The 13,918-nt window shown below is 68.5% G+C and carries 12 protein-coding genes and 1 pseudogene; 12 read left to right on the top strand and 1 reads right to left on the bottom strand.

Annotation, left to right across the window (positions count from 1 at the left end; translation table 11 throughout):
• Positions 1-52: 52 nt before the first annotated feature.
• Positions 53-1,078: a hypothetical protein gene (locus tag HNR28_RS00470; RefSeq protein ID WP_052355544.1), complete on the bottom strand. Its 1,026-nt coding sequence runs from the start codon at positions 1,076-1,078 to the stop codon at positions 53-55.
• 366 nt (positions 1,079-1,444) lie between these two features.
• Between HNR28_RS00470 and paaN the strand changes: the two genes are divergently transcribed.
• The 12 genes and pseudogenes from paaN to HNR28_RS18180 all read left to right on the top strand — a co-directional run bounded on the left by paaN (position 1,445) and on the right by HNR28_RS18180 (position 13,888).
• Positions 1,445-3,112, top strand: coding sequence for a phenylacetic acid degradation protein PaaN (gene paaN, locus HNR28_RS00465; RefSeq protein WP_151024438.1), 1,668 nt, complete (start codon positions 1,445-1,447; stop codon positions 3,110-3,112).
• A gap of 16 nt (positions 3,113-3,128) precedes the next feature.
• Complete coding sequence (gene paaG / locus HNR28_RS00460) at positions 3,129-3,923, top strand: 2-(1,2-epoxy-1,2-dihydrophenyl)acetyl-CoA isomerase PaaG (protein ID WP_151024437.1); 795 nt, start codon at positions 3,129-3,131, stop codon at positions 3,921-3,923.
• A 4-nt stretch (positions 3,924-3,927) separates the two neighbouring features.
• Positions 3,928-5,454: a 3-hydroxyacyl-CoA dehydrogenase gene (locus tag HNR28_RS00455; protein ID WP_043679749.1), complete on the top strand. Its 1,527-nt coding sequence runs from the start codon at positions 3,928-3,930 to the stop codon at positions 5,452-5,454.
• Complete coding sequence (gene paaI / locus HNR28_RS00450) at positions 5,444-5,905, top strand: hydroxyphenylacetyl-CoA thioesterase PaaI (RefSeq protein WP_043679752.1); 462 nt, start codon at positions 5,444-5,446, stop codon at positions 5,903-5,905. Before HNR28_RS00455 ends, paaI begins: the two co-directional genes overlap by 11 nt.
• A gap of 39 nt (positions 5,906-5,944) precedes the next feature.
• Positions 5,945-7,267: a phenylacetate--CoA ligase PaaK gene (gene paaK, locus HNR28_RS00445; RefSeq protein ID WP_043679755.1), complete on the top strand. Its 1,323-nt coding sequence runs from the start codon at positions 5,945-5,947 to the stop codon at positions 7,265-7,267.
• Between the two features lie 4 nt (positions 7,268-7,271).
• Complete coding sequence (pcaF, locus tag HNR28_RS00440) at positions 7,272-8,495, top strand: 3-oxoadipyl-CoA thiolase (protein WP_151024436.1); 1,224 nt, start codon at positions 7,272-7,274, stop codon at positions 8,493-8,495.
• Entirely contained in the window at positions 8,492-9,637 is a 1,146-nt protein-coding gene (locus HNR28_RS00435) for an ABC transporter substrate-binding protein (RefSeq protein ID WP_043679761.1), read from the top strand. Before pcaF ends, HNR28_RS00435 begins: the two co-directional genes overlap by 4 nt.
• 356 nt (positions 9,638-9,993) lie before the next feature.
• Positions 9,994-10,869, top strand: coding sequence for a branched-chain amino acid ABC transporter permease (locus tag HNR28_RS00430; RefSeq protein ID WP_151024435.1), 876 nt, complete (start codon positions 9,994-9,996; stop codon positions 10,867-10,869).
• A 2-nt stretch (positions 10,870-10,871) separates the two neighbouring features.
• Positions 10,872-11,804, top strand: coding sequence for a branched-chain amino acid ABC transporter permease (locus HNR28_RS00425; protein WP_151024434.1), 933 nt, complete (start codon positions 10,872-10,874; stop codon positions 11,802-11,804).
• A gap of 3 nt (positions 11,805-11,807) precedes the next feature.
• The gene (locus HNR28_RS00420) at positions 11,808-12,569 is read left to right on the top strand and encodes an ABC transporter ATP-binding protein (protein WP_043679769.1); all 762 of its coding nucleotides are present in this window, start codon (positions 11,808-11,810) and stop codon (positions 12,567-12,569) included.
• An 11-nt stretch (positions 12,570-12,580) separates the two neighbouring features.
• A pseudogene (locus HNR28_RS18185) lies at positions 12,581-12,976 on the top strand (hemerythrin domain-containing protein); the annotation flags it as partial.
• A gap of 210 nt (positions 12,977-13,186) precedes the next feature.
• Positions 13,187-13,888 (top strand): ABC transporter ATP-binding protein, encoded by a 702-nt coding sequence (locus HNR28_RS18180; RefSeq protein ID WP_242404293.1) that lies wholly within the window; start codon positions 13,187-13,189, stop codon positions 13,886-13,888.
• Positions 13,889-13,918 lie beyond the last annotated feature (30 nt).

Below are 13,918 nucleotides of genomic sequence, written 5' to 3'. Positions count from 1 at the left end.
GACGGGCCCGGCCGCCCTGCGGGACGGTCGAGCCCGGGATGCTGCGCGGGGATCAGAACACCGGGATGATGTCGTCCATTTCGACGTCGGAGATTTCCTCGCCGGTGATGCCGACCTCGGGGATGGCCGGGAACGGAATGTTGTAGTGATCCAGGACCCCCTTCAGGTTGATGATGGCCTGGCGCCAGTTTTCACGCTTGGCCTCGACGGTGGGGATGCCGAAGCCGGCGTTGCGGGCGATTTCCTCGGCTTCGCGCTGGTTGGCGATGAAGTCGGAGGGCAGGTCCCAGAAGTCCGCGGGCGGCTCGTACAGCACGGCCGACAGGAACAGGTAGCCGGCGCGGATCTGCTTGGTGACGATGGCCTTGTGCTCTTCGCTGATGCCGGGGTAGTCGCGTTCCATCACGGCCATACAGATGGCCATGTGGCGGCCCTCGTCGCGGCCGATGTTCTTGAAGGCTTCCTTGAACACGGGTTCGCGGGAGTTCTCGTACATCTGCTTGAAGATGGTGGCGGCAGCGATCTCGCCCATCAGGAAGGAGCTGAACAGCACGGCCAGGTCGTACTTGGGCACGGCGGTCTTGTAGCCGTTCCAGTAGCGGGCGCCGTTGAAGTACAGCCACTTGGCGTTCTTCTGCAGGCGGCGGCCGATGTCGGTCTTGGGTTCGTAGGTGAGGGGATCGGGGTGGTCGAGCAGCTTGGTGATCGACAGGCCGCACATGATCTCGTGGTTCTGCTCGTCGCTGGTGACGGAGAAGAAGCACTTGCGGACGGGGTCTTCCTCATGGACCTCGTAGGTCTTGATCAGGGCCTCGGCGAACACCGGGGGCGCGGAGGCGTCGAACACCGACAGCAGCGTCCACCAGTAGGCGATGCATTCGCGCTCTTCCCAGGTGTAGCTGTCGAGGTCGAGGGTGTCCCAGGGCAGTTCCTCGGGCTTCCAGTACTCGCGCAGCGAGGCTTCCCAGACTTCCTGCAGCTTTTCGGTCTTGCGGTGCCAGGACAGGGGGTAGACGTTGGGCTGCTCGATTTCCGGCGGAAATTCCATCTTGTCGGCAAAGCGTTCCTTGCTGGACATAAAGGCTCCTTTGGGGATGATGTGTACGAAGGGTGGAGGTGAAGCTGAAATCCGTATCGCCCGGTTCCGATCAGGCGTGCCGTCATCATGTTACTTCCAAAGCCTGTTTGTCAATTTATTTGTATCGCTTGATACCTAGGGTTTTCCTTTACTCGTCATCAATTGAGTGCTGAAAAGATATTCCTTCGCTCGGAAACCCTTATTTCATGCGGGTATCATAAAAAACGATGAGTTCATCGGCTGATCCGATAAATAAAATCAGGCCTAAAAGATTCATCTGAAAAGTGATACATTATTTTCAGGTTGAAAGTTCATTTTCGTATTCAGACGATCAAGACCGGCCCCAGGCCCGGTACCGGAGGACCCATGTCACACCCCCTGCTGGAACGGCACCGCCCCCTGCTCGACCAGGCGCTCGCCACCATCGCCACCCGCGGCTACTGGTCCGCCTTCGCGGAATCGCCCAGCCCCAAGGCCTACGGCGAAGAGGCGCCCGAGGCCGGCCGCGCCGCCTTCGAGGCGCATCTGGGCAAGGCCTTCGAGCTGGACCAGCCCGGGCAGTGCGGCTGGCACACGGACGAGACCTCGCCCTACGGCGTGGCGCTGGACGTCCGCTACCCGGTCTGCGATCCGCAGGCGCTGGTGGCGGCGGCCCAGGCCGCCATGCCCGCGTGGCAGGCGCTGGGCGCCGAGGGCCGCGTGGGCATCTGCCTGGAAGTGCTGCAGCGCCTGAACCGCCAGAGCTTCGAGATCGCCCATGCGGTCATGATGACCAGCGGCCAGGGCTGGATGATGGCCTTCCAGGCCGGCGGCCCCCATGCGCAGGACCGCGGCCTCGAAGCGGTGGCCTACGCCTGGCGGGAAATGTCCTTCATCCCGGCGCAGGCCACCTGGGAGAAGCCGCAGGGCAAGCACCCGGCCCTGGTCATGCAGAAGCACTACGAGATCGTCGGCCGCGGCGTGGGCGTGGTCATCGGCTGCGCCACCTTCCCCACCTGGAACACCTACCCGGGCCTGTTCGCCGCCCTGGCCACGGGCAATCCGGTCCTCCTCAAGCCGCACAGCAACGTCGTGCTGCCCGCGGCCATCACCGTGCGGACGATCCGCGCCGTGCTGGCCGAAAACGGCCTCGATCCGAACCTGGTCGCGCTCTGCCTGCCGCCCGACCGCAAGGCGGCCCAGGCGCTCTACACGCATCCCGAGGTGCGCTCCATCGACTACACCGGCAGCAACACGTTCGGCCAGTGGCTCATCGACCACTGCCGCCAGGCCCAGGTGTACGCCGAGCTGGCGGGGGTCAACAGCATCGTCATCGACTCCACCGACGACTACCAGGGCATGCTGCGCAACCTGGCCTTCACCCTGTCCCTGTATTCGGGCCAGATGTGCACCACCTCGCAGGCGCTGGTGGTGCCGGCGGGCGGCATCGAGACCGACGAGGGGCACAAGAGCTTCGAGCAGCTGGGCGAGGACCTGGCCGGCGCCATCGACAAGTTCCTCTCCAAGCCCGAGGTGGCCCAGGCGGTGCTGGGCGCCATCCAGTCGGACGACACGCTGGCGCGCATCGATGCGGCCGGCAGCGGCGCCATGGGGCGGGTCGTCCTGGCCCCCCGCAGCCTCGAATACGCCGAGTTCCCGCGGGCGCGGGTCCGCACCCCGGCGCTGCTCGCCTGCGAGGCCGACGAGGCCGCGCACTACGCGCAGGAGCAGTTCGGCCCCATCAGCTTCCTGGTGCGCGCGCGCGACACCGACGCCGCGCTGGCGCTGGTCGAAGACCTCACGCGCCGCCACGGCGCCCTGACCCTGGCCATCTACAGCAGCCGGGAAGCGGTGATCGAGGCCGCCACCCGGGTGTCCTGGCGCGCGGCCGTGGCCCTGTCCATCAATCTGACGGGTGGCGTCTTCGTCAATCAGTCGGCCGCCTTCTCCGACTTCCACGGCACCGGCGGCAATCCGGCCGCCAACGCCTCGTATGCCGATTCCGCCTTCGTCGCCAACCGCTTCCGGGTCGTGCAGCGCCGCCGCCACCCCTGATCCGCCAAGGTTTCCCATGACATACCAGAACATCCGTTTCTCCATCGAGCAGGGCATCGCCCGCCTCACCCTGTCGCGCCCCGACAAGCTCAACAGCTTCACCGAAGCCATGCACCTCGAAGTGCGCGACGCCCTCGACCGGGTCCAGGCGGACGCCGCGGCCCGCGTCCTGGTGCTCGGCGGCGCCGGGCGCGGCTTCTGCGCCGGACAGGACCTGGCCGACCGCGCCATGCAGATCGGCGCGGGCGAGGCCCCCGACCTGGGCGCCACCGTCGAGACCTTCTACAAGCCGCTGGTGCTGCGTCTGCAGAACCTGCGCGTGCCCACGCTGGCGGCCGTCAACGGCATCGCCGCGGGCGCCGGCGCCTCGCTCGCGCTGGCCTGCGACCTGGTCGTGGCCGCCGAATCGGCGTATTTCCTGCAGGCCTTCAGCAAGGTCGGCCTGATTCCTGATACCGGCGGCACCTGGGTCCTGCCGCAGCGCGTCGGCATGGCGCGCGCCATGGGCCTGGCGCTGCTGGCCGAGCGCCTGCCCGCGCGCCAGGCGGCCGAATGGGGCCTGATCTGGTCCTGCGTGGCTGACGACGCCTTCGCCGCGGAAATCGACCGGATCGCCGCGCAGCTGGCCCAGGCCCCCACCCTCGCGCTGGTGCGCACGCGCCAGGCGATGCAGGCCGCGCCGTCCCATACGCTGGAGCAGCAGCTCTCCATGGAGGCGGGCATCATGCGCGAACTGGGCTGGCGCAAGGACTACGCCGAAGGCGTGGCGGCCTTCCTCGAAAAGCGGCCCGCCCGCTTCACCGGGGAATAAGCCCATGACCGCACTGTCCAGCCGCATCCCGGTCGCCGTCGTCGGCGCCGGCACCATGGGCGCCGGCATCGCCCAGGTGGCCGCCCTGGCGGGGCACCCCGTCCTGCTGCACGATACCCGCCCGGGGGCGGCGGCCCAGGCCATCGCCGGCATCGGCCGGGGCCTGGAGGCCCTGGTGGGCAAGGGGCGCCTCGACGCCGCGCTGGCCGGACGCGCCCAGGCGGCCCTGCGTCCGGCCGACACGCTGGAAGCCCTGGCGGGCTGCGGCCTGGTGATCGAGGCCATCGTCGAGCGGCTCGATGCCAAGACCGGCCTGTTCCAGGCGCTCGAAACCCTGGTGGCGCCCGACTGCCTGTTGGCGACCAACACTTCGTCGATTCCCGTCACCGCCATCGGCGCGGCGCTGCGGCGCCCCGAACGCCTGGGCGGGCTGCATTTCTTCAACCCGGCCCCGCGCATGCCGCTGGTGGAAATCGTCTCCGGGCTGGACACCGGCCCCGCCGTCGCCCGCACGCTGGCCGACACGGCGGCCGCCTGGGGCAAGACGCCGGTCATGACCCGCTCCACGCCGGGCTTCATCGTCAATCGCGTGGCCCGTCCCTTCTACGGCGAGGGCCTGCGCCTGCTGCAGGAGCAGGCCCTCGACCCCGCCACGCTCGACCACGTGATGCGCGCCTGCGGCGGGTTCCGCATGGGGCCGTGCGAGCTCACCGACCTGATCGGGCAGGACGTCAACGCCGCCGTCAGCCACACGGTCTGGACGGCCTTCCACCACGCCCCGCGGTTCGAGCCCTCGATGCTGCAGCAGGAACTGGTGGCCGCCGGCCGCCTGGGCCGCAAATCCGGCCGGGGCTTTCACGATTACCGCGAAGGCGCCTCCGCCCCGGCGCCCCGCCTGGCGGCGCCGCAGCCCTGTCCGCGCAGCATCACCCTGTACGGCGACGGCCCGCTGGCCGCCGCGCTGGGACGCCGCCTGCAGGCGGCCGGGCATGCCTTCGAGCAGGCCGCGCCGCGCGACGACGGGCGCTGCGCGCAGGCCGACGGCGCCTTCCTCTACCAGACCGACGGCCGCACCGCCACCCAGCGGGCGCACGAGCTGAACCAGCCCGCCACGCTGCTGCTCGACCTGGCACTCGATCCCGATACGGCCGCCTGCATGCCGCTGGCGGCCGCCCTGCAGTGCCCGGACGCGGCCCGCGCCGCCGCCACGGGCCTGCTGCAGGCCGCCGGCTTCGAGGTGGCGCCCATCGGCGACGCCCCGGGCATGGTCGTCATGCGGACCGTGGCCATGCTCGTCAACGAGGCCGCCGACACCGTCGCCCAGGGCGTCTGCAGCGCGGCCGACGTCGATCAGGCCATGCTGCTGGGGGTCAATTACCCCATCGGCCCGCTGGCCTGGTGCCGCCGCATCGGCGCCGGCACGGTCGGCACGGTGCTGACCCACCTGCAGCGCAGCTGCGGCGAACGCTATCGCCCCTGCGTTGCCCTGCAATCCGCCATCCACTCAGGAAGACCTCTCCATGACGCATGAAGCACTCGCCCCTCAGACTCTGGCCGAAACCGTGGCGGCCGCCATGTGGTCGCGCGATCACACCGCCCAGGCGCTGGACATGCACCTGGACTCCATCGCGCCCGGCAGCGCCCGGCTGTCCATGACCGTGCGGGGCGACATGCTCAACGGCCATGCCATCTGCCATGGCGGCATGATCTTCACGCTGGCCGACACGGCCTTCGCCTATGCGTGCAACAGCGACAACCACAACACCGTGGCCTCGGCCTGCCACATCGACTTCCTCGCGCCGGCCCACGAGGGCGACCGCCTGATCGCGCACGCCCAGGCGCGCACCCAGGGCGGGCGCACCGGGGTCTACGACATCACGGTGCACAACCTGACGACGGGCCGCGACATCGCGCTCTTTCGCGGCAAGTCGCACCGCATCCAGGGCATGGTCACCGACACGCTGTCGCCCGACAAGCCCTGAGCCGGAACAAGATTCAGACAAGACCAGGAGACTCACCCCATGACCGCAAAAACCCCGCAGCCCGGGGATCTTTCCCCCATCGAAACGGCCAGCCGCGACGAGATCGCCGCCCTGCAGCTCGAACGGCTGCGCAAGACGCTGCGCCACGCCTACGACAACGTGCCGCACTACCGCAAGGCCTTCGACGCCAAGGGCGTGCATCCCGACGACCTCAAGCGCCTGGAAGACCTGCGGAACTTCCCCTTCACCACCAAGGAAGACCTGCGCCAGAACTATCCCTTCGGCATGTTCGCCGTGCCGCGCGAGCGCCTGGCGCGGCTGCACGCCTCCTCGGGCACGACGGGCAAGCCCACCGTGGTGGGCTACACGCTGAACGACATCAGCACCTGGGCCGACCTGGTCGCGCGCTCGATCCGCGCGGCCGGCGGCCGGCCGGGCGACACCTGTCACGTCGCCTACGGCTACGGCCTGTTCACCGGCGGCCTGGGCGCGCACTACGGCGCCGAGCGGGCCGGCTGCACGGTCATCCCCATGTCGGGCGGCCAGACGGAAAAGCAGGTGCAGCTCATCATGGACCTGAAGCCCGACATCATCATGGTGACGCCGTCCTACTCCCTGGTGATCGCCGAGGAATTCGACCGGCTGGGCATCGCGCCGGAAGACATCTCGCTGCGCGTCGGCATCTTCGGCGCCGAGCCCTGGGGCGAGGGCATGCGCCACGAGATCGAGCGCAAGCTGGGGCTCGACGCCGTGGACATCTACGGCCTGTCGGAAGTCATGGGGCCGGGCGTGGCGCAGGAATGCATCGAGACCAAGGACGGCCCGGTCATCTGGGAAGACCATTTCTATCCCGAGATCATCGATCCCGACACCGGCGAAGTCGTGCCCGACGGCGAGGAAGGCGAGCTCGTCTTCACCTCGCTCACCAAGGAAGCCCTGCCCATCGTCCGCTACCGCACGCGCGACCTGACCCGCCTGCTGCCGCCCACGGCGCGCAGCTTCCGCCGCATGGGCCGCATCACCGGCCGCTCCGACGACATGCTCATCATCCGGGGGGTGAACGTGTTCCCCACCCAGATCGAGGAACAGATCCTGCGCGACCCCCTGCTCAACGGCAACTACCAGATCATCGTCTCGCGCGAGAATCTGCTCGACAATGTCGAGATCCGCTGCGAACTGCAGCACGAGCAGGACCATGCCTCCGCGGAGGCCATGGCGCGCTCGGCCAAGCAGCTCCAGCACCACATCAAGACCAACATCGGGATCAGCACGCTGGTCACCGTCATGCACTACGGCGAACTGCCGCGCACGCAGACCGGCAAGGCCAGGCGCGTGTTCGACAAGCGTCCGAAACAGGATTGAACCCATGGACGCCTTTCTCTGCGATGCGGTCCGCACCCCCATCGGCCGCTACGGCGGCGCCCTGGCGGGCGTGCGGGCCGACGATCTGGCCGCCCTGCCGCTGCAGGCCCTCGTGCAGCGCCACCCGGAACTCGACTGGGGCGCGGTCGACGACGTGATCCTGGGCTGCGCCAACCAGGCGGGCGAGGACAACCGCAACGTGGCCCGCATGGCGGCGCTGCTGGCCGGGCTGCCCGAGACGGTGCCGGGCACCACCCTGAACCGCCTGTGCGGTTCGGGCATGGACGCCATCGGCACCGCGGCGCGCGCCATCCGCGCCGGCGAAGCCCATCTCATGCTGGCGGGCGGCGTCGAATCCATGTCGCGCGCGCCCTTCGTCATGCCCAAGGCCGAGCAGGCCTGGTCGCGCACCGCGGCGGTGTACGACACCACCATCGGCTGGCGCTTCGTCAATCCGCGCATGGCCAAGGCGTATGGCACGCATTCCATGCCCGAGACGGCCGACAACGTGGCGCTGGACTTCGGCGTGTCGCGCGCCGACCAGGATGCCTTCGCCCTGCGCAGCCAGCAGCGCTGGGCGCGGGCGCAGGCGGCGGGCCGCTTCGCCGACGAGATCGTCCCGGTGCGCATCCCGCGGCGCAAGGGCGAGGACCTGGTCGTCGATACCGACGAGCATCCGCGTCCCGACAGCACGCCCGAAGGCCTGGCGAAGCTGCGCGGCATCAACGGCCCCGACCTGAGCGTCACCGCCGGCAATGCCTCGGGCGTGAACGACGGGGCCTGCGCGGCGCTGTTGGCCTCGGCGCAGGCCGTGCGGCAGTACGGCCTCAGGCCGCGGGCCCGCATCCTGGGCATGGCGGCCGCGGGCGTGGCCCCCCGCATCATGGGGGTCGGCCCGGTCCCCGCGGTCCGCAAGGTGCTGGCCCAGACCGGCCTGCGCCTGGAACAGATGGACGTCATCGAGCTCAACGAAGCCTTCGCCGCGCAATCCCTGGCGGTGCTGCGCGAGCTGGGGCTGCCCGATGACGCTCCGCACGTGAATCCGAATGGCGGCGCGATCGCCATCGGCCATCCGCTGGGCATGAGCGGCGCCCGGCTCGTCACCACCGCCGCGGCCGAGCTGGTCCGGTCCGGCGGCCGTTATGCCCTGTGCACCATGTGCATCGGCGTGGGCCAGGGCATTGCCATGATCATCGAAAACCCCACCCCTCAAGGAGACAAACCATGAAATCCTCCACCTGGCGCTGGATGGCCGGCTTCGCCCTGGCCACCTTCGGGCTTACCGCCCAGGCGGCCGATCCGATCAAGATCGGTTCGGTCCTCTCGACCACCGGCCCGGCCGCCTTCCTGGGCGACCCGGAAGCCAAGACGCTCGAAATGTACGTCGAGTCCATCAACAAGGACGGCGGCGTGCTCGGCCGCCAGCTCCAGCTCGTGCACTACGACGACGGCAGCGACGCCAACAAGGCCAACGGCTTCACCAAGCGCCTGATCTTCGACGACAAGGTGGACGTGATCATCGGCGGCACCACCACCGGCGCCACCATGTCCATGGTGCCGCTGGTCGAGAAGGCCGAGATCCCCTTCATCTCCCTGGCCGGCGCCGTGGTCGTCATCGATCCGGTCAAGAAGTGGGTCTTCAAGATGCCGCACACCGACCGCATGGCCGCGGAAAAGGTCTTCGAGGACATGAAGAAGCGCGGCATCTCGAAGATCGCCCTGGTCAGCGAAACCAGCGGCTTCGGCCAGTCGGGCAAGAAGGAATCCGAGACGGTCGCGTCCAAGTACGGCATCGACATCGTGGCCCAGGAAGTCTACGGCCCGAAGGATACCGACATGAGTCCGCAGCTCACCAAGATCAAGAACAACCCCGCCGTCCAGGCCGTGTTCATCTTCGGCCTGGGCCAGGGACCCGCGCTGGTGCAGCGCAACTACAAGCAGCTGGACATCAAGCTGCCGGTGTACGAGTCGCACGGCGTGTGCTCGGAAGAGTTCATCAAGCTCGCCCGCGATGCGGCCGAAGGCACCCGCCTGCCGTGCGCGGCCCTGGTGGTGGCCCAGGACCTGCCCGACAGCGATCCGCAGAAGCCGGTGGTCACGGGCTATGCCAAGGCCTTCCAGGAACGTTGGAAGCAGGACGTGTCCACCTTCGGCGGCCACGCCTATGACGGCCTGATGGTCTACCTCGACGCCGTCAAGCGCGCCGGCTCCACCGACAAGGCCAAGGTACGCGACGCCATCGAGAGCACCAAGGGCCTGATGGGCACGGGCGGCGAATTCAACATGTCGGCCACCGACCACATGGGCCTGGACCTGAGCGCCTTCCGCATGCTCGAAATCAAGGGCGGCCACTGGACCCTGACCCAGTAAGCCGGTCCGCGCCAGGCCGCCGGGCTTCCGGCCTGGCGGCCGTTGCCCCGGATGCCCGCACCCGCCTGCCGCGCCCGTGCGGGCATTTCATTCGGGAACGTGCGAAGGCCTGCGGAGACATTCGGGGATAGCCCTAATATTTACGAATATCTTAGTGAATTAGAATTCTCTCGACGATCCATGGAGCAGGGCGCACGGGCGCACCGGCCGGATCCGCCCGATCCGCCTGATCGCCGGCACCGAGTCCCCTGCTTTTTCATCGAAATCGGACATCCCGGCGATCCGGCGATGTTCGCAATACAGACAGCCTGCGCGGATCTCGCCTCCGATCCGCCGGCGCTCGTGGGAGACAATCCGTGCAAGCCGAGTTTCTGCAGTTCCTGTTTTCCGGCCTGACCGTCGGGGCGACGTACGCCCTGGCGGCCCTGGGCTTCAACCTCATCTACAACGCCAGCAACGTGATCAACTTCGCCCAGGGCGAATTCATCATGCTGGGCGGCATGCTGGCGGTGTTCTTCACGCAGGCGGGACTGCACTGGGCGCCGGCCTTCGCGCTGGCCGTGCTGGTGCCCGCGCTGGTGGGCGTGCTGATGGAAAAGCTCACGATCGAGCCCGTCAAGAACGCCGACACCGTCACGCTGATCATCATCACCATCGGCGCCTCGCTGGTGCTGCGCGGCCTCGTCCAGGTCTGGCTGGGCAAGGGCGCCCACAGCCTGCCGCCCTTCTCCGACCACGCGCCCCTGTCCATCCTGGGCGCCACGCTGCTGCCCCAGAGCCTCTGGGTCTTCGGCGTGACGGCGCTGGTGGTCGCGCTGCTCTGGTACTTCTTCAGCCGCACCCTCATGGGCAAGGCCATGCTGGCCACGGCCTTCAATGCCGTCGCGGCGCAGCTCGTGGGCATCAGCACCGGCTGGGTGCTGCTCATGAGCTTCGCGCTGGCCGCCGCGCTGGGGGCCCTGGGCGGCATCCTCATCACGCCCATCACCCTCACCTCGTTCGACGTGGGCATCATGCTGGGCCTCAAGGGCTTCGTCGCCGCCGTGGTCGGCGGCCTGGGCAACGGCCTGGGGGCCGTGGTCGGCGGGCTGCTGGTCGGCGTGCTGGAGGCCATGGGCGCCGGCTACATCTCCTCGGCCTACAAGGACGCCATTCCATTCGTCCTGATCCTGCTGATCCTGTTCTTCATGCCGCGCGGCCTGTTCGGCGGTCTTTCCACCGATCGGGTGTAATCATGAGTCGTCGCTCCCTCCTGGGCCTGATCGTGCTGGCCGCGGTGCTGGCGGTCACGCCCTTCCTCGTGCCCAACAGCTACTACCTGGACATCGTCATCCGCATGGCGATCAATGCCGTCATCGTGCTCAGCCTGAACCTGCTGGTCGGCTATGCCGGCCAGATCAGCCTGGGCCATGCGGGCTTCGTGGGCATCGGCGCCTACGCCTCGGCCGTGCTGCCCACCCACTTCGGCTGGCATCCCCTGCCGGCCCTGGCGGCCGGGGCGCTGGCCGCCGGCGTGCTGGCCCTGCTGGTGGCGCGCCCCATCCTGCGCCTCAAGGGCCACTACCTGGCCATGGCCACGCTGGGGCTGGGCATCATCATCAACATCGTCATCCGCAACGAGGCCGCCTGGACGGGCGGCCCCGACGGCATGCCGGTGCCCTCCATGGGGCTGTTCGGCTTCGAGCTCATGAGCGACCGCCAGTGGTACTGGGTCGTGGCCGCCGTGCTGCTGCTCGGCGTCTGGGGCGCCCTGAACCTGATCGATTCCCCCTTCGGGCGCGCCCTGCGCGGCCTGCACGGCTCGGAGATCGCCTCGCAGGTGGTGGGCATCGACGTGCCCCGCTTCAAGACGACCATCTTCGTGCTGTCGGCCGTGGTGGCCAGCATCATGGGCAGCATCCTGGCCCATTACGTCGGCTTCGTGACGCCCGACGTGGCCAATTTCTTCCACTCGATCGAACTCGTCACCATGGTGGTGGTGGGCGGCATGGCCTCGGTGTTCGGGTCGGTGCTGGGGGCCGTGCTGCTGACGGCGCTGCCCCAGGCGCTGGCCACCTTCGAGGGCTGGGAAATCGTCGTCTTCGGCGCCATCCTGATGCTGTGCATGATCTTCCTGCCGCGGGGCCTGGTGCCCACCCTGGCGGCCCGCCTGCGCCTGGAGAACTGAGCCATGGCACTGCTCGAAGTCAAAGACCTTTCCATCCGGTTCGGCAACGTGCGCGCCGTCCAGGACGTCAGCTTCTCGGTGGACGAGGGCGTCGTGTATTCGGTCATCGGCCCCAACGGCGCCGGCAAGACCACGCTGTTCAACCTGATCACCGGCATCTACCGGCCCACCGCCGGCAGCATCCGGCTCGACGGCAAGGACATCCAGGGCCACAACCCCTGTGAACTGGCCGCCCTGGGCGTGGCCCGCACCTTCCAGAACCTGCAGGTCTGGATGAACATGAGCGCGCTGGAAAACGTCATGGTCGGGGCCCACCTGCACCTGGACAGCAGCGTCTTCAAGGCCCTGCTGCGCCTGCCTTCGCTGCGCCGCCGCGATCTGGCGCTGCGCGAGGAGGCGGCCGAACTCATGGCCTTCGTCGGGCTGGAATCCTACGTCCATGCGCGCGCCGACAGCATGCCCTACGGCGCCCTCAAGCGCCTGGAAATCGCCCGTGCGCTGGCCATGAAGCCGCGCCTGCTGTTCCTCGACGAGCCGGCGGCGGGCCTCAATCCCAAGGAAACCCAGGAAGTCGACGCGCTGGTGCGCCGCGTGGCCGCCACGGGGGTCACGATCGTGCTGGTCGAGCACGACATGAAAATGGTCATGAACCTGTCGGACCGCATCCTCGTGCTGGACTACGGCAAGCGCCTGGCCGAAGGCACGGGGCCGGAAGTCCGCCGCAATCCGGACGTCATCGCGGCCTATCTGGGCGGCCACGCCTGAGCGGGGAAACCATGCACGCACTCGACATCATCCAGGAAGAACACCGCAACCTCTGGCGCATCGCCACCACCATGGACTGGGTGGCCAACGAGCTGGAGGCGGGCCAGCCGGTCGAAGAAGGCTTTTTCACGGCCTTGTTCGACTACATCCAGGAATTCATGGACGGCTGCCATCACGCCAAGGAAGAGCAGTACCTGTTCAGCGCCATGCACCGGCGCGCGCCCGAGGCCGTGGCCGCGGTGCTCGATCCGCTGGAAAAAGAGCACCGCGACGGCCCGCAGAGCCTGGCCGCGCTGCGCGGCTTCCTGGGGCAGGGCAGCCTGGCCGCCCAGCCCGCCTTCATCGCCGGCCTGCGCGAATACGCCCGCCAGCTCAAGCAGCACATCCGCACCGAGGAAAAGGACGCCTTCCCCCTGGCGCGCGAGATCCTGCTGGACGAGGACTGGGAAGGCATCACGGCGGCGTTCTCCGACCACCGCGACCCGCTCTTCGGCGAGCAGGCGCGCGCCGAATACCGCGAGCTCTACCACCGCATCGTCGCCCTGGCGCCCGAGGCCATCGGCCTGGGCGGCCGCCAGGCCGGCGGCTTCCAGCACCTGTCGCGCGGCCGCGAGCCGCTGCTGCAGGTGCAGGACCTCGAATCCTGTTACGGCCGCATCCAGGCGTTGAAGGGCATCAGCCTGGAAGTCCACAAGGGCGAGCTGGTGGCCCTGGTGGGCGCCAACGGCGCGGGCAAGACGACCTTCCTGCGGGCGCTCTCGGGCATCCAGCCGATCAGCGCGGGGCGGATCCGCTTCGCCGGCCAGGACATCTCCCGCCAGCGCGCCGACCGGCGCGTGCGCGCCGGCATCTGCCACAGTCCCGAAGGGCGCCAGGTCTTCGGGCCTCTCAGCATCGAGGACAATCTGCGCCTGGGGGCCTACCTGCGCCCCCCGGCCGGCGTCGCGGCCGACCTCGAACGGGTCTACACGATGTTCCCGGTGCTGCACGAAAAGCGCCACCTGCCGGCGGGCACCCTGTCGGGCGGGCAGCAGCAGATGCTGGCCATCAGCCGGGCGCTCATGGGGCATCCGCGCCTGCTGCTGCTCGACGAGCCCTCCATGGGCCTGGCGCCGCTGCTGGTCGAGGAAGTCTTCAACGTCATCCGCACCCTGAAGGCGCAGGGCATCACGATCCTGCTGGTGGAGCAGAACGCCTTTGCCGCCCTGGGCATCGCCGACCGGGCCTACGTCCTGGAAACCGGCCACATCGTGCTCTCGGGAACGGGCCAGGAAATGATCAGCAACGAGCAGGTGCGGGCGGCCTATCTGGGCATGTAGCGCGCCGCCGCAATTTCTTCCCATCGTCAT

This window comes from Castellaniella defragrans (genome assembly GCF_014203015.1).
Taxonomy (GTDB): Bacteria; Pseudomonadota; Gammaproteobacteria; order Burkholderiales; family Burkholderiaceae_B; genus Castellaniella; species Castellaniella defragrans.
The sequence above is the reverse complement of the archived record's forward strand: the minus strand, read 5'-3'. Positions and strand labels throughout refer to the sequence as shown.

Bases quoted from the DNA above. Each gene is read 5' to 3' on its own strand.
- pcaF (WP_151024436.1), top strand. From the start codon at position 7,272: ATGGACGCCTTTCTCTGCGATGCGGTCCGCACCCCCATCGGCCGCTAC.
- HNR28_RS00425 (WP_151024434.1), top strand. From the start codon at position 10,872: ATGAGTCGTCGCTCCCTCCTGGGCCTGATCGTGCTGGCCGCGGTGCTG.
- paaI (WP_043679752.1), top strand. From the start codon at position 5,444: ATGACGCATGAAGCACTCGCCCCTCAGACTCTGGCCGAAACCGTGGCG.
- HNR28_RS00470 (WP_052355544.1), bottom strand. From the start codon at position 1,078: ATGTCCAGCAAGGAACGCTTTGCCGACAAGATGGAATTTCCGCCGGAA.
- paaG (WP_151024437.1), top strand. From the start codon at position 3,129: ATGACATACCAGAACATCCGTTTCTCCATCGAGCAGGGCATCGCCCGC.
- HNR28_RS00435 (WP_043679761.1), top strand. From the start codon at position 8,492: ATGAAATCCTCCACCTGGCGCTGGATGGCCGGCTTCGCCCTGGCCACC.
- HNR28_RS00455 (WP_043679749.1), top strand. From the start codon at position 3,928: ATGACCGCACTGTCCAGCCGCATCCCGGTCGCCGTCGTCGGCGCCGGC.
- HNR28_RS00420 (WP_043679769.1), top strand. From the start codon at position 11,808: ATGGCACTGCTCGAAGTCAAAGACCTTTCCATCCGGTTCGGCAACGTG.
- paaN (WP_151024438.1), top strand. From the start codon at position 1,445: ATGTCACACCCCCTGCTGGAACGGCACCGCCCCCTGCTCGACCAGGCG.
- paaK (WP_043679755.1), top strand. From the start codon at position 5,945: ATGACCGCAAAAACCCCGCAGCCCGGGGATCTTTCCCCCATCGAAACG.